At 61.7% G+C, this 20962-nt stretch carries 22 protein-coding genes and 2 pseudogenes; 17 read left to right on the top strand and 7 right to left on the bottom strand.

All coding sequences use genetic code 11. The features are described from left to right. The first annotated feature begins 51 nt into the window (after window positions 1–51). The 4 genes and pseudogenes from V8P77_RS17775 to V8P77_RS17790 all read left to right on the top strand — a co-directional run. On the top strand, window positions 52–1290 hold the full coding sequence (locus V8P77_RS17775) for an NAD(P)/FAD-dependent oxidoreductase (RefSeq protein WP_335913612.1): 1239 nt from the start codon (window positions 52–54) through the stop codon (window positions 1288–1290). Between the two features lie 33 nt (window positions 1291–1323). Further along, window positions 1324–2814, top strand: coding sequence for an aldehyde dehydrogenase family protein (locus V8P77_RS17780; RefSeq protein WP_335913613.1), 1491 nt, complete (start codon window positions 1324–1326; stop codon window positions 2812–2814). Beyond that, on the top strand, window positions 2811–3845 hold the full coding sequence (locus V8P77_RS17785; RefSeq protein WP_335913614.1) for a proline racemase family protein: 1035 nt from the start codon (window positions 2811–2813) through the stop codon (window positions 3843–3845). The genes V8P77_RS17780 and V8P77_RS17785 overlap by 4 nt, the downstream gene beginning before the upstream one ends. Before the next feature lie 38 nt (window positions 3846–3883). Beyond that, a pseudogene (locus tag V8P77_RS17790) lies at window positions 3884–4159 on the top strand (SDR family NAD(P)-dependent oxidoreductase); the annotation flags it as partial. A gap of 177 nt (window positions 4160–4336) precedes the next feature. Here the strand turns inward: V8P77_RS17790 and V8P77_RS17795 are convergent. The 6 genes and pseudogenes from V8P77_RS17795 to V8P77_RS17825 form a co-directional block, all read right to left on the bottom strand. Then, window positions 4337–4834, bottom strand: coding sequence for a DoxX family protein (locus V8P77_RS17795; RefSeq protein ID WP_335913615.1), 498 nt, complete (start codon window positions 4832–4834; stop codon window positions 4337–4339). Further along, entirely contained in the window at window positions 4831–5613 is a 783-nt protein-coding gene (locus V8P77_RS17800) for an HvfC/BufC N-terminal domain-containing protein (protein WP_335913616.1), read from the bottom strand. Before V8P77_RS17800 ends, V8P77_RS17795 begins: the two co-directional genes overlap by 4 nt. After that, window positions 5610–6491, bottom strand: a complete 882-nt coding sequence (bufB, locus tag V8P77_RS17805) for an MNIO family bufferin maturase (protein ID WP_335913617.1) — start codon at window positions 6489–6491, stop codon at window positions 5610–5612. The genes V8P77_RS17800 and bufB overlap by 4 nt, the downstream gene beginning before the upstream one ends. A 64-nt stretch (window positions 6492–6555) precedes the next feature. After that, window positions 6556–6843 (bottom strand): BufA1 family periplasmic bufferin-type metallophore, encoded by a 288-nt coding sequence (locus V8P77_RS17810; RefSeq protein ID WP_168281209.1) that lies wholly within the window; start codon window positions 6841–6843, stop codon window positions 6556–6558. A 434-nt stretch (window positions 6844–7277) separates the two neighbouring features. Further along, a pseudogene (locus tag V8P77_RS17815) lies at window positions 7278–7530 on the bottom strand (DUF488 domain-containing protein); the annotation flags it as partial. An 899-nt stretch (window positions 7531–8429) separates the two neighbouring features. Beyond that, window positions 8430–8783 (bottom strand): MarR family transcriptional regulator, encoded by a 354-nt coding sequence (locus tag V8P77_RS17825; protein ID WP_170281502.1) that lies wholly within the window; start codon window positions 8781–8783, stop codon window positions 8430–8432. Window positions 8784–8874: 91 nt separating this feature from the next. Between V8P77_RS17825 and V8P77_RS17830 the strand changes: the two genes are divergently transcribed. From V8P77_RS17830 to virB11, 13 genes are read left to right on the top strand one after another with little or no spacing between them, the layout of a single operon-like run. Next, a complete protein-coding gene (locus V8P77_RS17830) occupies window positions 8875–9414 on the top strand; it encodes a hypothetical protein (protein WP_335913618.1) in 540 nt (179 codons plus the stop codon). A gap of 3 nt (window positions 9415–9417) precedes the next feature. Beyond that, on the top strand, window positions 9418–10080 hold the full coding sequence (locus tag V8P77_RS17835; protein WP_335913619.1) for a lysozyme family protein: 663 nt from the start codon (window positions 9418–9420) through the stop codon (window positions 10078–10080). Next, the gene (locus V8P77_RS17840) at window positions 10077–10376 is read left to right on the top strand and encodes a TrbC/VirB2 family protein (protein WP_065282894.1); all 300 of its coding nucleotides are present in this window, start codon (window positions 10077–10079) and stop codon (window positions 10374–10376) included. Before V8P77_RS17835 ends, V8P77_RS17840 begins: the two co-directional genes overlap by 4 nt. Before the next feature lie 4 nt (window positions 10377–10380). Then, window positions 10381–10719 (top strand): VirB3 family type IV secretion system protein, encoded by a 339-nt coding sequence (locus V8P77_RS17845; protein ID WP_335913620.1) that lies wholly within the window; start codon window positions 10381–10383, stop codon window positions 10717–10719. Then, a complete protein-coding gene (locus V8P77_RS17850) occupies window positions 10712–13078 on the top strand; it encodes a VirB4 family type IV secretion/conjugal transfer ATPase (protein WP_335913621.1) in 2367 nt (788 codons plus the stop codon). The genes V8P77_RS17845 and V8P77_RS17850 overlap by 8 nt, the downstream gene beginning before the upstream one ends. A gap of 14 nt (window positions 13079–13092) precedes the next feature. Continuing rightward, on the top strand, window positions 13093–13776 hold the full coding sequence (gene virB5, locus V8P77_RS17855) for a P-type DNA transfer protein VirB5 (RefSeq protein ID WP_335913664.1): 684 nt from the start codon (window positions 13093–13095) through the stop codon (window positions 13774–13776). Continuing rightward, window positions 13773–14006 (top strand): EexN family lipoprotein, encoded by a 234-nt coding sequence (locus V8P77_RS17860; protein WP_335913622.1) that lies wholly within the window; start codon window positions 13773–13775, stop codon window positions 14004–14006. The genes virB5 and V8P77_RS17860 overlap by 4 nt, the downstream gene beginning before the upstream one ends. A 3-nt stretch (window positions 14007–14009) precedes the next feature. Then, complete coding sequence (locus tag V8P77_RS17865; protein ID WP_335913623.1) at window positions 14010–14930, top strand: TrbL/VirB6 family protein; 921 nt, start codon at window positions 14010–14012, stop codon at window positions 14928–14930. A 52-nt stretch (window positions 14931–14982) separates the two neighbouring features. Further along, on the top strand, window positions 14983–15273 hold the full coding sequence (locus tag V8P77_RS17870) for a hypothetical protein (RefSeq protein WP_335913624.1): 291 nt from the start codon (window positions 14983–14985) through the stop codon (window positions 15271–15273). Window position 15274: 1 nt separating this feature from the next. Beyond that, entirely contained in the window at window positions 15275–15946 is a 672-nt protein-coding gene (locus V8P77_RS17875; protein WP_335913625.1) for a VirB8 family type IV secretion system protein, read from the top strand. Further along, window positions 15943–16797, top strand: a complete 855-nt coding sequence (gene virB9, locus V8P77_RS17880) for a P-type conjugative transfer protein VirB9 (protein ID WP_335913626.1) — start codon at window positions 15943–15945, stop codon at window positions 16795–16797. The genes V8P77_RS17875 and virB9 overlap by 4 nt, the downstream gene beginning before the upstream one ends. A gap of 9 nt (window positions 16798–16806) precedes the next feature. Continuing rightward, window positions 16807–17979, top strand: coding sequence for a type IV secretion system protein VirB10 (gene virB10, locus V8P77_RS17885; protein WP_335913627.1), 1173 nt, complete (start codon window positions 16807–16809; stop codon window positions 17977–17979). A 7-nt stretch (window positions 17980–17986) separates the two neighbouring features. Next, window positions 17987–19027, top strand: a complete 1041-nt coding sequence (gene virB11 / locus V8P77_RS17890; RefSeq protein ID WP_335913628.1) for a P-type DNA transfer ATPase VirB11 — start codon at window positions 17987–17989, stop codon at window positions 19025–19027. Between the two features lie 140 nt (window positions 19028–19167). On the opposite strand, the gene V8P77_RS17895 is transcribed toward virB11, so the two are convergent. After that, complete coding sequence (locus V8P77_RS17895; protein WP_335913629.1) at window positions 19168–20949, bottom strand: sensor domain-containing protein; 1782 nt, start codon at window positions 20947–20949, stop codon at window positions 19168–19170. Window positions 20950–20962: the final 13 nt, after the last annotated feature.

A 20962-nucleotide genomic window follows, 5' to 3' on the forward strand; every position in this document is an offset into this window, starting at 1 on the left:
AGTTATGGGGCGGTCAAGCCGCCCCGAACCACTGAAATTGCGAGGTTGGCCGTGTCATCCATCGTGGTCGTCGGCGCCGGCATTATCGGCACCACAATCGCCTATGAACTGCAGCGCCGGGGAAAAGCCGTCACCTTGCTCGACAAGGCGGCGCCGGGCCGCGGCGCTTCCTATGGCAACATGGCGAGCATCGCCGTCACCGAATTCATGCCGGCCTCGCGTCCGGGCATCTGGGCGCAGATGCCGAAATGGCTGCTCGATCCGGAGGGTCCGGTCCGCATCCGTCCCGGCTATCTGCCGAAACTGGTGCCCTGGTTCCTGCGGTTCCTGGCTGCAAGCCGTCCCTCGAAGCTGCGGGAACTGGAGGCAGCCGGCGCCGCGCTTTGCCGGCGCGTCTACGAAGACCTGGACGCGCTCCTGAAGGAGACCGGCCTCGGACACATGCTGACCGCCGAGGGGTGCCTCAGCCTCTATACCGATGACGCCGAGTTCAAAGCCGATCGGGAGCATATGGAAATCCTGGAGCGCTTCGGCTTCAGGCACGAAATCCTTGGCGGCAACGCCATCCAGGACCTCGAGCCTGTTTTGACGACGAAGATCGGCAAGGCGGTCCTCTTTCCCGACAACCGGTCGATCACCGACCCATACAGGCTTGTCTTCGCCCTTTCGGAACGGTTCGGGCGGCTCGGCGGCAGGATCGTTCAGGGTGATGTCGTCGATTTCGAGCAGGCCGACGCCGGCGTCTCTGCTCTCCGGTTGGCGGATGGGCGTACCGTTGTTGCCGACAAGGTGGTGCTTGCGGCCGGCGCCTTCACCGCCCGGCTTTCTGCCCTGCTGCGGGAACATATCCCGCTTGAAACCGAACGCGGCTACCACACGCAGATCATGGAGCCCGGCATCTCGATGCGCCATTCGATCATCTGGCCGGCGCGCGCCTTCATGGTTACGCCGACGGCGGGCGGCATCCGCGTCGGCGGCACGGTCGAGATGGCCGGTCTCGACGCACCGCCGGACTACCGGCGCGCGAAGATCCTGGTGAAGAGGGCTCAGGAGGCATTGCCGGATCTAAAGGTCCGGCAGGCAACTGAGTGGATGGGGCATCGCCCGGCACTGCCCGACACCGTGCCGGTCATGGGGCCTTCCGCCAAGCGCCGCAACGTCTGGTACGCAACCGGCCACGGACATCTCGGCCTCACCTATGCGGCGACGACCGGCCGCCTGATGGCCGATCTCATCACGGGCGTCGAACCGCCCGTGGACATGAAACCCTATCGCGTCGACCGTTTCTGAGAGCGGCGTCGGCGCAAAGCGAAGGGAGTGACTATGCGAAGCGAACTCTACATCGATGGGCAATGGGTGAAACCGGCCAAGGGCGGAACCTGCGAGGTGATCAATCCGGCGACTGAGGAGGTGATCCACAGGATCGCCGCCGCAACGGCCGAAGACGTCGACCTCGCCGTGAAGGCTGCGCGCCGTGCCTTCGATAGGGATGGTTGGCCGAAGCTGACGGGAGCCCGGCGCGCCGGATATCTCCGCGCCATCGCGGACGGCATTCGCGCCCGTCAGGCCGAGATCGCACGCCTCGAAGTTCTCGACAACGGCAAGCCGTTTCCAGAGGCCGACTGGGATGTCGCCGATGCGGCGGGCTGCTTCGATTTCTATGCGGGGCTGGCCGAACAGCTCGATAACGACCCCGAGGAGGCGATCGCGCTTCCCGATGCGCGCTTCACCTCCAAGGCGGTGCGTGAGCCGATCGGGGTAGCCGGCGCGATCATTCCCTGGAACTATCCGCTTTTGATGGCGGCATGGAAGGTTGCCCCGGCGCTTGCCGCCGGCTGCACCGTGGTGCTGAAGCCCGCCGAATTGACATCGCTGACGGCGCTCGAGCTGGCGGCAGTCGCCGACGAAGCCGGGCTGCCTCGAGGCGTCCTCAATATTGTAACGGGGGCAGGCTCGATCGCCGGACAGGCGATCATCGATCACAGGCAAGTCGACAAGCTCGCCTTCACCGGCTCCGGACCGGTCGGCTCGAAGATCATGGCTGCCGCTGCCCGTGACATCAAGCGCGTCAGCCTGGAGCTCGGCGGCAAGTCGCCCTTCGTCGTCTTCGAGGACGCCGATATCGACAAGGCCGTCGAGTGGATCATGTTCGGCATCTTCTGGAACCAGGGCCAGGTCTGCTCTGCCACATCCCGCGTTCTCGTGCACGAAGCAATCTATGGCCGTCTGCTCGAACGGCTGGTCGAAGAGACGAACAGGATCAAGATCGGCAATGGTCTCGACGAAGGAACCCTTCTCGGCCCGCTCGTCTCGAAACGCCAATATGACCAGATCGTCTCGGCGATCGAAGGCGCCCGGAAGGCCGGCGCCACTGTCGCCTGCGGCGGCACGCGCCCGGAAGGATTCGACAGAGGGTTCTATCTCAGGCCGACGGTGTTGACCGACGTGCCCCTCGACAGCGACGCGTGGAAGGAGGAGATATTCGGACCGGTCGTCTGCGTGCGCTCCTTCAAGACAGAAGAGGAGGCCGTGGAGCTCGCAAACGACTCGCGCTTCGGCCTGGCCGCGGCTGTGATGTCGAAGGACGATGCTCGCGCCGAGCGGATTGCCGCCGCCTTCCGCGCCGGGATCGTCTGGATCAATTGCTCGCAACCGACGTTCACGGAAGCACCGTGGGGCGGCTACAAGGAATCCGGCATCGGCCGCGAACTCGGACGCTGGGGCCTCGACAACTATCTCGAGACCAAGCAGATCACCCGCTTCACCAGCGAGGACCCCTGGGGCTGGTACATAAAGCCGGAGGCGGCCAAGTGAACTGGAACCGGACCCTGGAGCTCTTACAGGTTCACTGCCAGGGCGAGATCGGCAAGGTCATCGTGGCAGGAGCGCCGGAGATTCCCGGTGCGACGATGCTCGACAAAATGAACCACATCAACACGGTCGACGACAGTCTGCGCCGCTTCGTGACCTTCGAGCCGCGCGCCAATGTCGCCATGTCGGTGAACCTGCTGGTCGAGCCGACCCGCAGCGACGCGGATGCCGGCTTCATCGTCCTCCAGGCCGATCGCGCCCACCCGATGTCCGGCAGCAACTGCATCTGCGTGGTCACGGCACTTCTCGAGAGCGGGCGGGTGCCGATGTCGGAACCGGAGACGGTCGTCCGTCTCGACACGCCCGCCGGTCTCATCGTCGCACGCGCAGTTTGCCGCGACGGCCAGTGCCTGTCCGTCAGCCTCAACAACGTGCCGAGCTTCGCCGAAGCGCTGGACAGGGAGGTGGAGACGCCGAAATGGGGCCGCATCAAAATCGACGTCGCCTTCGGCGGCGTCTATTATGCGCTCGTGGATGTCGACCAGATCGGCCTCGATATTGCGCCTGCCAATGCCCGGCTGCTCGCAGAAGCCGGTATCGAGCTCAAGTCGCTTCTGTCAGGGCAGGTCTCGGTCGCCCATCCCGTCCTGACAGGCGTCGATGAGATTGCCTACGTGATGTTTCGCGGACAGGAACCAGATGGGGCAGTGCGGACCTGTACGACGCTGCAGCCCGGCCGTGTCGACCGCTCACCCTGTGGGACTGGCAGCTCGGCGAACCTCGCTGCGCTCCACGCCCGCGGAGAAGTCTCCGTCGGAGACCGCAGGACGTCGCGGTCGATCATCGGCGGGGAATTCCTGGCGGAGGCGATCGGCGAGACCGAGGTGGGAGGCCGCCGCGCCGTGCTGCCGCGAATAACCGGCCGGGCCTATGTCTACGGTCGCGAACAGCTCCGCTTGTCCGACGACGATCCCTTCACCGCGGGATTTGCGCTGTCCGACACCTGGGGACCCCAGGTCGGTTTGCTGGGTTAGGAGCCGCCATGTCTCACCTTCAACCGCTGGCCGGCCAGGCGGTCGCCGCCTTCACCCAGAACCTCGCCCGCGACTACGCGCCCGACAAGGTCAGGGTCAATGCCGTCTGCCCGGGTGAAATCCACACGCCGATGCTGGAAGCAGGCGTCACCCGCGCCGCGCGGACGATCGCCGATCTCGACAAACTCGTGCCTTACGGCCGTATCGGCAGGCCGGAGGAGGTGGCAGCGCTCGTTGCGTTCCTTGCATCGGACGAAGCGGCCTTCATGTGCGGCTCGCTCGTGGAAATTACCGGCGCGCAAGCCGTGGCTTGAACGAGCCGGGCGGGCTCGGTGATGGCATACCGGACTGTCGGACGCTTAATCCTGCTTTTCTATCGCCGACGCTGACCGCGAATTCCACTGGCCCTTAGGCCGAACTGCCCGAAAGATGAATTTCTCCAATCAAGCGCCGTGAGGTGTACCCAGCAGATCCAAAGCGGTGGATCTGGGTCAATCTCGGCGCAATTTGACAAGGGGATCAAGTGCGATCCTGCCGCCACCATACACCATAAGGGTCAGCGCCATGGCGGCCCATGGAAGATGGAAGTTGGCCCAGCCGTCTGGAATAGTGAGTTGGATCACTGCCGTCATCGCAAGCAGGCCAAGAGCCGCATAGCGGGTGAAAAGGCCCAGGACCAGCAGGACGGGCAGGGCGAGTTCGGCAATCCCGGCCGCGGCCGCCATGGTCAACGGCATCGGGTAGGAGAATTGGCTGCCGAATATATGGAGCTTGAATTCCTGTTCGAAAAGAAATCTGGCGCCGTTCGAAAGGGTCAGGAATCCGTCCCACTTCGTCAGCCCCGATTTAAAGAACGGGATTGCCAGGCCGATGCGCAGCGCCAGCAGCGGCAGCGACTGTGGAATTAATGCGAACAGGCGTTCGGCGCGATGATGAAGCGAGACAAGTGCTGCGCCGAGACCGCGGGAGGAAGCACGTTCGACGGTCATGGAAGTTCTCCTTCAACAGGTTCAAAAACGCTGAATGCGCCAAGGCCTATGAGACCAATCAGCGCCGATCCGAAGTCGAAATCGGGCGCGGCGGCGAATGCGGTCTGCGCCGCCTCGCCGAGGGTAACGCCCTCAAGGAGGGAGCCGGCGAACGCCGCGTCCCGCGCTGGTAGGACATGTACCTCGACGTGCATTGCCGCTCGCACCACCAGCACGGTCTCGGCCTGCCAGTCGGCTACCGTTGCCACGGTCTCGCCCTGATGGGCGCTCCAGATCGAGCCCACGGGAAAGTCCGACCGGACGAGCCGAGCCGAGGGATGTGGGACGAGCGTCATGTCGCCAAGCCTCTCCGAGGGCGCGGCGGCGAGTTGGGCGACATCGAGCGGCAATCTGTCCGCCGCATGATAGGCCCGGGTCCAGGCAGCCTCGATCCGGGCGACATCGGGCAGATAGGGGAGAGAAGCCGCGGGGAGAAACGCTGCGATAAAATCGGGGAATTCATCGCCATAGTGCATGATCAGTGGTGAGGCCGGCTTGTGATCTGCGGCGTAGGCGCGGGCCATGCCGGCGAAGAAGTCGGAGCCGACGAGCCGCTTCGTCACGGGGAAGCGCTGGCCCAATGCCGTGGTCAGCCCGACATAGACATTGTTGCGGTAGACGGCGAAGCGTGATGAATCGGCCGCGCCGCGGGCGGTGGTGATGCCGTGGGGAAGCGGTCCGTCCGGGTGCAGCAGGGCGGCCGCGAAGGCATCCTGGCTTTCGGTGAGACCCATGGTCATGCCGCCCGGGTTGCGCCGCGATCCACAGCCGCGGCTGCCAGCATGGCATCGGCGCGAACTGCTTCGGCGTGAAGGGTGGCAAAATCCGGCACGTCGTTGTCCCACTCGATCAATGTCGGCAGGGGGCCGCTCCGGAACAGCGTGTGTCGGTAAAGCTCCACCACATCGGTTCTGACGGTGCTGCCATGGGCGTCGATCAGCAGCCGGTCACCCACGCTGTCGACGGTTTCATCATAGCCGGCGAGGTGGATTTCACCAACCAGTTCAATCGGGAAACGGTCGACATAGGCGACCGGATCGAGACAATGGTTTACGGCCGAAACCATGACATTGTTGACGTCGAGTAGCAGCCTGCAGCCGGTGCGGTCGGCGATCTCCGTCAGGAAATCCACTTCGTCGATCGTGCTCTCGGAGAACAATAGATAGGTCGACGGATTTTCGAGCAACATTTGCCGGCCGAGCCATTGCTGCGTCTCATCGACATGGTCGACGACCCGCGCCAGCGTTTCGGCCGTATAGGGCAGCGGCAGAAGGTCATTCAGAAAGCCGGTCTCGTGGGTCGACCAGGCCAGATGTTCCGAAAAGCTCTGCGGCCGGTAACGGTCTATGAGACCGCGAAGCCGCTTCAGATGTTCTCTGTCGAGGTCGCGCGCTGCACCGATCGACAGGCCTACGCCATGGAGCGAGAGCGGATAGAGGTCGGCAACGGCCTCGAGATAGCGGTGCGGCGGCCCGCCAGCACCCATGTAGTTTTCGGCATGGACCTCGAAAAAGCCGACATCCGGCCTGATGGCGAGAATGGTTTCGTAATGTTCCGGCTTGAGGCCGAGGCCGGCGCGTGGCGGCAGGACGGTGGCACGGTCTGCTGAAACGGTCATTGCTGTTCTCCCGGTATCGACGGATGAGGCGGAGGCCCGGCCAAACCGGGCCTCCGGGTCGGGTTCAACCCTTCATCGGCTCCAGCATGCCTTTATGGCCGTTGACATTCATCGAGGTGCAGGTGCCGGCGGGGACGGCTTTCCAGGCATTGCCCTGGTAGTCCATGGTCGAGGTGCCGGCGCAGGTGGTGCCGGGGCCGGCTGCGCAATCGTTCTGACCCTTCAGTGCGATGCCATAGCATTTCTCATTGCCGACCATCTTTTCCGGGGCGAGCGGTGCGGCGAAGGACGCGGACGCGATTGCACTGGCGAGCGAGCCGGCGAGGGCGAGCGTGAGCGTGGAACGGTTCATGGATGATCTCCTCTTTGACCTCCGCAGGCCGGTGATCGGCTGCGGTATTTCTGTATTCGTTTGGAAACCACTGATGTTACGGTCTGCCGAGAACACGAGTTCGTGATCGCCTTTTTCTTCTGGTGTGCAAATGTGTTAGAAGCTCATTGGCGACGAGGCACTTTTGATTCTGTTCTGTTAGCAGTGGCTAGGATCGTCGCGGCTGATCAAGGTCATCAAGCGGCGGCGATGCGCCGATGACGTCCACGACAGTCACGCACTTGAGGCGCCCGATCAGAACCTTTGCAAGCTCCCTTGTGTCGCGACCGAATGCCTTCCCGCGGCAACACTGTTTTGTCTTCGAAAGCAAGCATTGGATGCAGGTCGGTCGCATAGGTTCCCGGAGATTTCGGACCCAGAGAAACAGCTTGTCATCGGCGTCGGTCACCGACGCGTCAGTCTTTGCCGAGGAAGCGCTGAAGCACGATGGCGTGATTGTGGCCCACGTCTTTCGCCGCGTAGAGAAATGTCGCGTCCGCTTGTTCGATCTGGCGTTTCAGCTCCTCGACGGCGGAGGGGTTCTTCTCCAACTCGTCCCGATACCGGCGTTGGAACTCGGTCCATTTGGCGGGGTCGTGGCCAAAACCATCGGCGCAGCGCCGGGCTTGGCGCGATATCCTTCAACCAGATGTCGACTGCTCTCTCTCTCTCTCTCTCTCTCTCTCTCTCTCTCTCTCTCTCTCTCTCTCTGCTGCTGCTGCTGCTGCTGCTGCTGGCATTGCAGCGTCGGGCCGTCGGTGTCCAGCGGACGGCACTGACTAAACGCGGCGATCAGCGCATCAGGGCAGGCGGTGGGCTTGATCCTTCCGATCGCCAAAGACTTTCCCGCTGAGTGAGACTGGAGGCAGCGACCGATCGTTCTCCTATCCCGGCCCGGCCTGGAACCGTTGGCCTGGTCGGGGCTGGCAAAAGTCGCCACGAAGAACTTCTTTGATTCTTTGGCTGCGCCTGCGACCGGATCGCAATCTTCTGCAGAAGGTGTACGACGGCACCGATTTCTACAACGGTCGCAATGTGAACGTGGGCTCATCCAGGCTCGGTCGCCCACCGTCCATGCGGCCTTCGCCAGGCTGGCATTCGAGCAGCGACCGGCAGTCCTTCGCGTGATCAGCCCACGCGCGGGACCTGATAAACGACTACAGGCAGTCCAAGAACCGCGTGCCACCATCGCCTTGACGATGTCCTGCGACCGGTTCGAGTTGAAATGCTGCGGAACAAAGAACCACGTGGGTCAAGCGTCAACCGGTGGCGACCACCTGCCAGCGATCATATGCTGAACCCGCTATATTCTGATGGTTTGTGCGCATGATTGACGGATGCCATGGCTGGATCATGACATCGCAAGCAGGCCGATGAGGGGGCTGTCGACGTTTCGCCGTGAAACCGGCATCGGTCGCGCAGCATTTCAGAAACACGTCGGTCCCGAAAAGGCGGCTCCTGTTCGGTTTGTCAAGAACAGGCCGAGGGGTTGCAATCATTTGCCCAGCCCTGCGGCGATTCTTGATCGGTTCATTTTGAGCGGTTGAAATCGTCACTTAAATCCGTTTTCAGCCGGCCCCGAACGAGCTCAGTTTCTCCAAAAGCGCTTCTGAAATCTCGAACTGACGGGCCGTTCCACGTCCCATCGAATTTTTGACGATCGTCTCGTCCAGCATCCCTCGCTTGACCAGGAGATCGACCGTCTCTTTGACGCCACTGCGAGTTAGTGCAGTAATTTCCATGATATTAGAAAGGGTTAACTTCTGATGCGCCTGGTTCATGCTGTACAGGACCGTCATCATGCCGACCTGCTTCAGCCGTGCCTGAGGCGTCTCGTCTTCGAGGGGGTGATCGAGGATTTCGTGCAGGATGAGACCTGAGAAAGCCAGGTTACGCCACTGGGTTGTGAGTGCTCTTGTCATGCTATTTTACTGTGTTATATAAATCAGTATAAACGCGATTAAAGGCAAGCCACCTCTTCCGCAATGGGATGTCCTCTGGAGAGTCGTACTCATGAAAAACCTTCTGCTCAACTCGGTCGTCGCGGCCTGCTGCATATTGCCACCCTACCTTACTTCACCTGGCCAGGCGCAAGCAAATGAATGGGGCTGCGAGGTTATCCTGTGCCTTTCCAACCCTGGAGGTGCGACGCAGTTCGCGGCATGCCGCCCGCCGATCCAGAAGCTGTGGCGCGAGCTTGCCAAGGGACATTCGTTCCCGACATGCAGCGGCGTCGGCTTTACCAGTTCGCGCCCGGGCTATGAGCCTTATTACTGCGAAACGGGTTACCGGCTGGAAAGCGATTATGGTCCGCGCCAGCGAGAAGCAACCTGCGTGTCGACGTCCCTCCAGCCGGTGAGCGACGCATACTGCCCCACTGTCGGAGAGAGCCGCCGCTCCAGCAACGGCTCGGTTCTATCGCCGCGGTGGCAGATGTTGGACGGACGTCGCCAGTGCATGGGTCATCCGACCGCCCGCCCGAAGGTCAGATCGCAGCCGCACTATGTCGACGTGACGATCGACGGGTCGGCGACGCAGCGGGTCTGGTACTGATCGATGGCCGGCACTTTCATGGATCTCGCGCAGAACTGCGCACCTATGGTGGAGGTCAGAACGCTTGCCGCCGTCATCAGTCTCGAGAGCCGTTTCAGGCCCTTCGCCATTCGTATCAACAGCGGCCCGCCGCTTGAGCGCCAGCCCGCGTCGAAAGCGGAAGCCATTGAGCTCGCGACCTCGCTTGCCGCTGATCATCAGGACATTCAGATCGGGCTTGGCGGCCTCGGCATAGAGGAGTTGGGCAAATTCAGGCTTTCGATCTCGGATGGGTTCGATCCCTGCCTGAACTTAAAGGCGACGGCCACTCTGCTCAACAGCTATTATCGCCTCGCATTGCATGCAGGCGCCGATGCGACGCAGGCCGAGAAGGTCATGCTCCAATCCTATTATGGCCGGAACGATCCGTCGGTCGGCGAGATGGTCAAATATGACGAGCAGGTCCGCCATGAAATGGTCCGCCTGTCTTCCAACCTGGCACCTCTCACTGTCGCCGAGCCGCGCGAAGGAGCCCCTCGCGCGGAGCCGGAACTCCGGAGAAACGCGTCCTCAGCCGCGCAGTTGCCTGGTCAATCCGCCGAAGCCGCATCGTGGGACGTCTTCAACGCCCGGCGGCAGACTAAGGTCCTCGTGTTTCAGAATGAACGATCGGAGCAAAGCCAATGATCTCAACAGCAACCCTTCGCCCTGTCGCGGCTCCCGCGTTGATGGCAGTCGCCATCGTCGCCTGCCTGGCAGAACCGGCTTTTGCCCAGGCAGCCGGCGTCGAAACCGTCTTGCAGAACATCGTCGACATGCTGACCGGCAACATCGCCCGGCTGCTTGCCGTCATCGCCGTCATCATCATCTGCATCGCCTGGATGTTCGGCTACATGGATCTGCGTCGCGCCGGCTTCTGGATCATCGGCATCGGCGGGATTTTCGGGGCGACGGAACTCGTCAATACGATCGTCGGAAGCTGATGACATGCCGACAGCTACTGCCATCGAGGAAGACACCCTGTTTCTTGCCTGCACCCGCCCGGCGATGATCGCCGGCGTGACGATGGAGGCGATGGGCGTCAACGTCATGCTGACGACGATCCTTTACATCACCGCTGGATCGATCGCCTACGCACTGGTCGGCGTCGTCTTTCATTTCATATTCCGGACGCTCGTCAAGCATGACCACAACATGTTCCGGATCCTGATCTCGTGGCTCGACACCCGCGGCCGGTCACGCAACGCGGCCTATTGGGGCGGCGCCACGCTCTCGCCGCTGACGCTCATCCGGCACTATGACGAAAGGGACCTGAGCCTTGCCTAGCATCGCAACGCTTCGCTCACGCGAACTCGGCCCAGAAACCTTCATTCCGCACGTCCGCCATGTCGACGAGACAACGATCGCGCTGAAGTCCAGAGCGCTGATGGTGATGCTTGCGCTCGAAGGCGTATCCTTCGAAACAGCCGATGTCCTGGACCTGAACAGCCTGCACCGAGACCTCAATACGCTCTACCGCAACATTACCGACGAGCGGCTGGCGCTGTGGACACATGTCATTCGCCGTCGCGACAACGCCTACCCGGACGGAGAGTTCGCCAATCCATTCTCAAAGGGGCTGAATGCAAGGTACCGCGAACGCATGATCGATGAGGATCTGTTTCGAAACGATCTTTACCTCTCGCTCGTCTGGCATCCGGGCCGGGATCCCGCCGAAAAAGCCGCCAGCCTTCTCTCGCGCCTGCGCAGGGCAGGCCGCGCCGGCGTCGAGGTTGACGAGGACGCCCTGAAGCACCTGAAGGACAAGGTATCCGATGTCACCGCGGGCCTGAAGCGCTTCGAGCCTCGAGTGCTCTCCCTTTACGAGCAGGACGGCATTCTCTTTTCCGAACAAAGCGAGGTGCTGCATCAGATCGTTGGCGGCCGGCGGGAGCGCGTCCCGTTGACGGAGGGCAGGATATCTTCGGCGATCTATTCGGATCGGGTGATCGTCGGTCGGGAAACCATCGAGATCCGTCATGAGGCCGATAGCCGCTATGCCGGGATCTTCGGGTTCAAGGAATATCCGGCGACGACCCGCGGCGGCATGCTCGACGGCATCCTGACGGCCCCCTTCGAGCTCATCCTGACGCAGTCTTTCGCCTTCCTCTCGAAGGCCGATGCGCGCACGATCATGGGGCGCAAGCAGAACCAGATGGTCAGCGCCGGCGACAAGGCGGCCTCGCAGATCGAAGAGCTCGGCGATGCGATGGACGATCTGGAGTCGAACCGGTTTGTCCTCGGTGAGCATCATCTCGCGCTCTCGGTCTTCGCGCCTTCAGTGAAGGAGCTTAGCGACCAAATGGCCAAGGCACGGGCATACCTCACCAACGGCGGTGCGGTCGTCGCCCGCGAGGATCTCGGGCTCGAGGCGGCATGGTGGGGGCAGTTGCCGGGCAATTTCCGCTTCCGGGCAAGATCCGGCGCCATTACCTCGCGGAATTTTGCAGCACTCTCTCCCTTTCATTCCTATCCGACCGGCAGGAAGGACGGAAATGAATGGGGGCCGGCGGTCGCCATGCTGAAGACTGCCTCCGGTTCACCCTTCTATTTCAATTTCCATCATAGCGACCTTGGCAACACCTTTGTCTGCGGACCGTCGGGCGCCGGCAAGACGGTGCTCTTGAACTTCATGCTCTCACAGCTCGAAAAACATGATCCCGAAATGGTCTTCTTCGACAAGGATCGGGGAGCTGACCTGTTCGTCCGGGCCGCGGGCGGCACTTACCTGCCGCTTCGAAACGGTGTTCCCACCGGCTGCGCGCCGTTAAGGGCGCTGGAGCTTACCCCCGAGAACAAGGTGTTCCTCGCCCGCTGGGTCGGCCAGCTGGTCGGATCGGCGAAGCGCGATCTGACGGTCCCGGAGCTGCGCGACATCGCATCGGCCATCGACGGGCTGGCGGACCTTCCGGTCGAGCGCCGCTCCATCGGCGCCTTGCGCACCTTCCTCAACAACACCGATCCCGAAGGCATCGCCGCGCGGCTGAGGCGATGGGAGAGAGGAGGCCCGCTCGGCTGGGTGTTTGACAACGAGACCGACGACATCGGGATCGGTGCGAAGTTCGTCGGTTACGACATGACCGATTTCCTCGACAATCAGGAAATTCGCGCTCCGCTGATGGCCTACCTATTCTTCCGCATCGAGCAGCTGATCGACGGGCGGCGCATCATCATCGTCATCGACGAGTTCTGGAAGGCCCTGCAGGACGAAGGCTTTCGTGATCTCGCCCAGAACAAGCTGAAGACGATCCGCAAACAGAATGGGCTGATGTTGTTTGCGACCCAAAGCCCGCGCGATGCGATCGTCTCGCCGATCGCCCATACGATCATCGAGCAGTGCCCGACGCAGATATTCCTCCCCAATCCGCGCGGCGATCATGCCGATTACGTCGACGGGTTCAAACTGACGGAGCGCGAGTTCGAGCTTCTCTCCCGTGAGCTTCCGGTCGAAAGCCGCCGCTTCATCGTCAAGCAGGGGCACAACAGCGTCGTCGCCGAATTGAACCTCAGGGGTTTCGATGAAGAGCTCGACATTCTCTCCGGCCGCACCGCCAGCGTCGAGTTCGCTGAGGCGATCCGAAAGGAGGTCGGCGACCGGCTCGAAGATTGGCTGCCGGTGTTTCAGCAAAGAAGGAGAACGGATTGATGGAAAGGGTCAGAATGGGATTTTCTCTGGCAATGATGGCTGCACTGTTGCCTATTGGAGCGGCATTCGCACAGGGCATTCCGGTCATCGATGAGACGGCGATCGCCAAGCAGATCGAGAGCATCACGCAGCTGAAATCACAGCTCGATGCACTCAATCAACAGCTTCAGCAGGCCCAGCAGCTTTACGCATCGCTGAACAAGGTCACCAACATGGCCGATGTCGCCGGCCTGCTGAACGATCCTTCGATCCGCAAGGCGTTGCCGCAGGACTTCAATGCCATTGAAGGGCTGCTGAAAGGTTCGGGCACGGGGACCTTCGCAACCTCCGCCTCGAAATTCCTCGAGAATAATTCCACCTATCGCACCGATGCCAATGACTTCTATGCCCAGGAACTGGCGCGCGCCCAGAACCGGAATGCCGGCCAGATGAGCCTCGGCCAGCAGATCTACGATGCCGCCACCAAGCGCATCGATGGCATCGATCAGCTGCGCCAGCAGATCTCAGGTGCTGCGGATGCTAAGGATATCGCCGATCTTCAGGCACGGCTGCAGGCCGAAACCGCCTTCCTGCAGACCGACGTGCTGCGCATGCAGGCCCTGCAGATGGTCCAGCAGGCTGAGGTTCAGGTCGACGACCAGCGCAAGGCCGAGGATTGGCGCAAGCGCCTCGATGCCATGGGAGAGGCGCTCAAATGAAACATCTCCTTCTTGGCATCGTCATGTTCACCCTTTCTGGCTGCTTCGGCGAGGAAGACAGGATCTACACTGTCGACGAACTGATAGATGATGAGGTCCTGCTGGCGAAGATCACAAGTGAATGCCGCAACAACCCCGGCGCCTTGCGTCAGACCCCAAATTGCCAAAACGCCGAGGCGGCGGACTGGAGGGTTCGGCTTCATCTTCCGCGTAAATCGCCAGGAGCCTGAGTGATGTACCAGGTCTTCAGCTTCGTCGACGGCCAGTTCAAGGCACCGCTGGAAAATTTCATCTCGTCGGGCACGTCGAACATCGCCAGCTGGATCGGCGGCCCGCTCACCGCGGCGCTGACGCTCTACGTCGTGCTCTATGGTTACCTTGTCCTGCGGGGCTCGGTCCAGGAGCCCATTCTCGAATTCGCGTTTCGGGCGATGAAGCTTGCCATCATCGTCATGCTGGTGCGCAACGCCAGCGAATATCAGACCTATGTCACCAACATTTTCTTCGAGACGCTGCCCCGCGAGATCTCGCAGGCGCTGAACTCGGGGACGGCGCCCAGCGCGTCCACCTTCGACAGTCTGCTCGACAAGGGCCAGAAATGCGCCAAGGAAATCTGGGCGCGTGCCACCTGGCCGGCCGACATCGTCAACGGCATCGGCGGGATGATGGCGATCGGCGCGAGCTTCACCGTGGCGGCGATCGGCTATATCGTCTCGCTCTATGCACGGCTGGCGCTCGCCATCGTGCTGGCGATCGGCCCAATCTTCGTCGCGCTTGCAATGTTCCAGTCCACCCGCCGTTTCACCGAATCCTGGATCGGTCAGCTCGCCAATTTCGTCATTCTCCAGGTCCTGGTCGTCGCCATCGGTTCACTGTTGATCAGCTGTATCGACACGACCTTCACGGCAATCGAAAGCTACACGGATGTGATGATGCGTCCGGTCGCCCTTTGCGCCATCTGCCTTGCCGCTCTCTACGTCTTCTACCAGCTGCCCGGCATTGCCTCAGCGCTTGCGGCGGGCGGGGCGTCTTTGACCTACGGCTATGGTGCCAGCCGAGACGCCCATGAAAGCACGCTTGCCTGGGCCGCCTCGCATGGCACAAGAGCGGTTGGGCGAGGCGCCCGTTTCGTCGGCCGCCGGCTCAGATCCTGAGGGGCCGGATGACGACTTCTCCACGACAAACGTTTCAGAGGTTTGCATTTCAATGATCCGCATTATCGTCTCGCTCCTCCTTGCCTTGGAGCTCACTGGCTGCGCATCGAGGTCCCACCCTTTGCCCAAATGCGATGGCTATTCGCGCCGGCCGCTCAACCGCGCCATGTGGCAGTGGGAGGACAACAAGCCCGCCAGGCAAAGCGGCCCCGACGCTGTCCCGGCGACGGCGACCGGCACCGGCCAGGCGACCTCCTATGGCGAAGAACCGCTGACGGAGGCACCTGCCGCTTTCGCGCATATCGACGTGGTGGGTTCCTACCGGCCATGCCAGGAGGGGTGAGATGGTGAGTGAGGACAGTCTGAAGAGCTATTTCGACAAGGCGCGTCGCTTCGATCAGGACCGGCTTATCCAGGTGGAGCGGTCGGCGCGCATTGCCTGGTCCATCGCGGTCGCCGCAAGCGTGCTTGCCGCCACCTCGATCGTCGCCGTTGCCGGCCTCACCCCCTTGAAGACGGTCGAGCCCTTCGTCGTTCGGGTCGATAATTCGACCGGCATCGTCGACGTCGTCTCGGCGCTGACGTCGACGGCCGGCAGCTATGACGAGGCGGTGACCAAGTATTTTGCGGCCAAATATGTGCGTGCGCGGGAAGCCTATGTCTGGAGCGAGGGCGAGGAGAATTTTCGAACGGTCGCTCTGCTCTCGACCCAGCCGGAGCAGGCGCGCTTTGCGGCGATCTATCGAGGCGGCAATCCGGATTCTCCGCAGAATATCTATGGCCGCGGCGCGACGTCGCGCATCACTGTCGTCTCGATCTCGCTGATCAACGCGAATGTGGCTTCGGTTCGCTATACCAGGACCGTCACCCGCGGCGACGACGTCAGGACCACCCATTGGGTGGCGACGCTCACCTTCTCTTATGTCAACGCGCCGATGTCCTCGACAGATCGGCTGACCAATCCGCTCGGTTTCGCCGTAAGCGAATATCGCGCCGATCCGGAGGCCATCAATTGAAGCCGAGTTTCCTGATCGCCCTCCTAGTTGCCGGCCTTTCTACAACGGCGTTGGCGCTCGATATTCCGCGCGGCGCATCGCAGGATAGCCGCATCCGTTTCGTCGACTACCAGCCCTATAATATCACCAAGATCGTCGGCACCTTGCGGTCCTCGGTGCAGATCGAGTTCGCCGCCGACGACGAGATCGCCCACGTGGCGCTCGGCAACAGCGTCGCATGGGAAGTGGCGCCGGCCGGCAATATCCTGTTCCTGAAGCCCCGCGAAAACCAGCCCGTGACCAACATCTCGGTCGTCACGACCCGTCGGGACGGCTCGACGCGCAGCTACCAGATGGAGCTGACGGTGCGCGACGGCACCGTCGAGGCCGGGCAGAACACCTACTTCTATGTGAAGTATCGCTATCCGGCCGACGAGGCTGAACGCCGCAGGCTCGATGCCGCTGCTCGTGCGCAGGCGGCTCAGGCTGGCGACGCAGACAAGGTTCTTGCGCTTCACGAAGCCTATGGGCCACGCAACTGGCGCTATTCGGCGCAAGGGTCGGCGGCACTTGAACCGCAGGCGGTCTACGACAACGGCAAGGTCACAACCTTCGCCTTTGCCGGCAACCAGGAAATGCCAGCGATCTACATGGAAAATTCAGACGGCAGCGAGAGCCTCGTGCCGAAGTCCGTCGACAACAACCTGGTGCTGGTGCACGCGATCAGCCGCAAGTTCATCCTGCGCAGGGGAGGCGACGTGCTGTGCGTCTTCAACGAGGCCTATGATCGGATCGGCATCAACCCCGACACCAATACGACCTCACCCTCTGTCGAGCGCATCGTGAAGGCGCAGGCTGCGACAGGACAATAGGAGGACGTCATGGCCGAGGAAGAAAACACCCAAATTCCTGGTGAGCGCGCCGAAACGTCGACCGGCCGGAGCCTCGACACCAATCCGACGCTGAGACGTGGCGTCGTGGCGCTGGCGATCATTGCCTTCGTCGGCTTTGCGCTCTGGTCGATGCGCAGGCAGGATAAGCCCGTCGACGGGGTCCAGCCCGAACGCGTCGTGATCCGTCAGACATCCGATTTCGAGCCGGCGAAGGAGCCGGTCCAACCCGCCGCCCCGCCACCGGAATCAATCCTGCCGACGCCCGGAATGCCCGAGCAGGACGGCGAGGATGAGAAGCTTCTCGACGCTGCCCGCCGCGCGCCGGTCATGGCTTATGGCGCTGAAAAATCCCGCCAGCCTCATGCTCGAGACCAGGATGCCAGCACCGATGCCGCGTCGAACTACGTTCCCCTCGGAAATAATCCAGGCGGCTTCAGTGCCGAGGCGGAAAACGAGGACCAGCGCTTCAATCGCATGCTGACGCCGACACAGCTGCAGGGCTCGCGCGCCGGAACCCTTGGAAATCGCGACTTCATCGTCGCCACGGGAACCTCCATTCCATGCGTCCTGGAGACGGCGCTGTCCTCCGACCAACCCGGATTCACCAGCTGCGTCATCAATCGCGACGTCCTGTCGGACAACGGTCGCGTCGTGCTGATGGAGAAGGGCACGCAGGTCGTCGGCGAATATCGCGGCGGCCTTCGCCGCGGCCAGAAGCGCCTGTTTGTGCTCTGGAACCGGGCAAAGACACCGACTGGCGTGATCATCACTCTGGCGTCGCCGGCAACCGATGCCCTCGGGCGTGCCGGTGTCGACGGCTACGTCGATACCCATTGGTGGGAGCGTTTCGGCAGCGCGATCCTTTTGTCGATCGTCGGCGACGCGACCTCCTACGCTAACAGCCAGCTGCAGGATAGCGACGTCGAGGCAGACAACACGACGAGCGCCGGCAAGCAGGCCGCGACCATCGCCGTCGAGCAGTCGATCAACATTCCGCCGACCCTGTTGAAGCATCAAGGAGAGCTGGTCTCGATATTCGTGGCGCGTGATCTCGATTTCTCGAGCGTCTATCGGCTTCGCGTGAGCGAACCGCGTAACCGCATCTACGATCGGGCGGTTCTCGGCGACTTCAGTCCAGCTTCGACCCTGGTCACGAAATAGCCCGGCCATGACAGAGGGAGCCGACTCCGGCGTCGTGCGCGAGCTGCTGGTACCGCTGTCGCCTTTTCTCCGCGACAAGTCCCTCTACGAGATCATCGTCAATTGGCCGACCCAGGTGGTCACCGAGGGCACCGCCGGCTGGCAAACGCACGAACTGCCGGAGCTATCGTTTGACAAGCTGATGCGTCTGGCGCGGGCTGTCGCCAGCTATTCCAATCAGTCGATCGACGAAACCAAACCCATCCTCTCGGCAACGCTGCCGGGTGACGAGCGGATCCAAATTGTCATCCCACCCGCCACGACAAAGGGAACCGTCAGCATCACGATCAGAAAGCCGTCGTCGGTGTCGCTGAGCCTGAACGACCTTGATCAAGGCGGCTTGTTCGCCGAGGTGGCAAGGGAAGACGCAGACGTCTCTGCAATCGACCATAGGCTCCTGGACCTTTATCGAGCAGGGTCATACCAGGCCTTTCTTCGAGAAGCCGTATACGCTCGCAAGAACATCATCATCTCCGGGGCGACAGGATCCGGCAAGACGACGCTTTCGAAAGCGTTGATCCGCCATATCCCTTCCAGCGAACGCATCATCTCGATCGAAGACACGCCCGAACTCGTCATCCCGCAACCGAACCATGTCCGTCTCTTCTATTCCAAGGGGGGCCAAGGGCTGGCAAGGGTCGGGCCGAAGGATCTCCTCGAATCTTGTCTGCGGATGCGGCCGGATCGAATTCTGCTGCAGGAACTGCGCGACGGAACCGCCTTCTACTACATTCGCAACGTGAACTCAGGTCATCCGGGTTCGATCACCACCGTGCATGCCGACTCAGCCAGGTTTGCATTCGAACAGCTGACACTGCTGGTGAAGGAATCCGAAGGCGGGCGAGATCTGGAGCGAAACGACATACGCGAGATGCTGAAGATCGCGATCGACGTCATCGTCCAGTGCAAACGCATCGATGGTCGGTTTCGGGTGACGGAAATCTACTATCGGGCCGCTGCCGGAAGCAGGATCGTAGATCTTCCTCGCAGCGATCGCCACGGTGGCTAACGGCCTGAGTCCCTTACGCCCATCACTCACGAGATGAAGGGCCGGGCGCATCGCAGGTCTGCATCAAATGCAGTCAGCTTTGAGACGCGACCTTCGTTGATTCAGCAGGCGGACCCCACACGAGCCAGGTGTCCTAGCTCCTAGTCGCCATGTCCTCCTTTAGGGGCGTGGGGCCTAGCCCGAATGAAGGTTCCGGTTTCTTGCCGACCAATCGGCGCCGCGGATGCTGCCTTCTGCTCGATGAGGCTCAAGACCGCGCTGAACGGCATAGGCCGACCGTAGAGATAGCCTTGACCACATGGGCAACCCAAGGCCACAAGCGCCCCCTCCTGTTCGCGGGTTTCGATGCCTTCCGCGACCGTCGCCAGTCCCATGTCTCGGCTCAGGCCGATCAGTGCTCGGGTGATCGCGGCATCGTTCGGCCTGCTGCGGATCTGCTGGATGAAACCGCGATCGATCTTCAGCGTCGTCAGCGGATAGCGCTGCAACGAACTGAGGGACGCATATCCCGTTCCAAAGTCGTCGAAGGCGATGCCAACGCCAAGTTCCCGCAGGGCCGTCATCGCCTCCAGCGAACGGTCGTCATCCGCAAGTGCAATCGTTTCGGTGACTTCGAGCTCCAGTCCCTCTGGTGCAAGGCAGTGCTTTTGAAGTGCACTGGCCACTTTTTGGATGAGATTGGGTGCGCGCAGCTGCCCCGGGAACAGATTGACGCCGATCCTGATTTCGTAGCCTGACGCCTGCAGTTCGCTGGCGCGCTTTGCGGCTTCGTCAAGCGTCCACCAGCCAATATCCAGAGCCAGCGCGCTCTGATCGAGAGCAGGAAGAAAGGCTGCGGGCGTCAGCAGGCCTCTAATGGGATGATGCCAGCGGATCAAGGCTTCAAGACCGATGATCCTTCCGTCGGAGAGCTTTACCTGGGGCTGATAGAAGAGCTCCAGTTCACCCTGACGCATCGCGGCTAGCAGTTCGTCCCGCAGTTCGCGACGCGCCGACGTCTCGCTCCGCATGGTGGCGTCATACATCCGGATCGAGTGTCCGCCTGCGGCTTTCGCTCGATACAGGGCGTAATCGGCACTGGCAATCAGCTCTTCGGCCTCCACCCCGTGGGTCGGTGAAAGAGCAAAGCCGATGCTGGTGCCGAGTTCCAGAACATGTCCTCCGAGTTCAAACGGTTTTGCAAATGCCTTCAGGATAGCATCGGCTTGTGCATGAACGGCGCGCGGGTCGCTTACACCCTGCAACAGAACCGCAAATTCGTCGCCGCCGATGCGGGCTATATTGGCATCCGGGCGCAGCATGTATGGGAGCCTGACACCGATGGCCTGCAAAAGACAATCGCCGACGCGATGTCCGTGCGTGTCGTTGACTTCCTTGAAGCCATCGAGGTCCAAGAGAATGATGGCGGCAGCGTTTCCCGCAGCGAGCGTATCGGCAAGCAGCGCGGAAAAGCGATGACGATTAAGCAGTCCAGTCAAGGTATCCTGGCTCGCCAGTCGTAACAGGCGTCCCTCCCGCTCCCGTCGCTCCGAAATATCGGTGATGACGGCGCCAGCACAGAACCCGCGTTTGCCACGCCAGGTTGATAAGGTGATCTCGATCGGAAATTCCGTGCCGTCCTTCTTGACCGCCGACACCTCGACTGGCCTACCGCCGAGATTTGGCTTTTGCCCCGCGGACACCTTTTGTAGCCCTGCCATATGCGCGCCCCGCATCCGCTCGGGGATGATGATGGTGATAGGCTTTCCGATCATCTCCCCCTTGCTGTAACCGAACAGCGCGCACGCGGACGGATTGACAAACTCGATATCCCCGTGGCTGTCGATCGAGATCAGCGACAATTTTGTCGCCTCGGCAAATTTCGCCACGGTGAACGGTATGCGCCGCTTCGACCTGTTCAATGAAGATGACCTAGTTGCCATAAGTGCCTCGTGC

The organism is Rhizobium aouanii, assembly GCF_037002925.1.
GTDB lineage: Bacteria > Pseudomonadota > Alphaproteobacteria > Rhizobiales > Rhizobiaceae > Rhizobium > Rhizobium aouanii.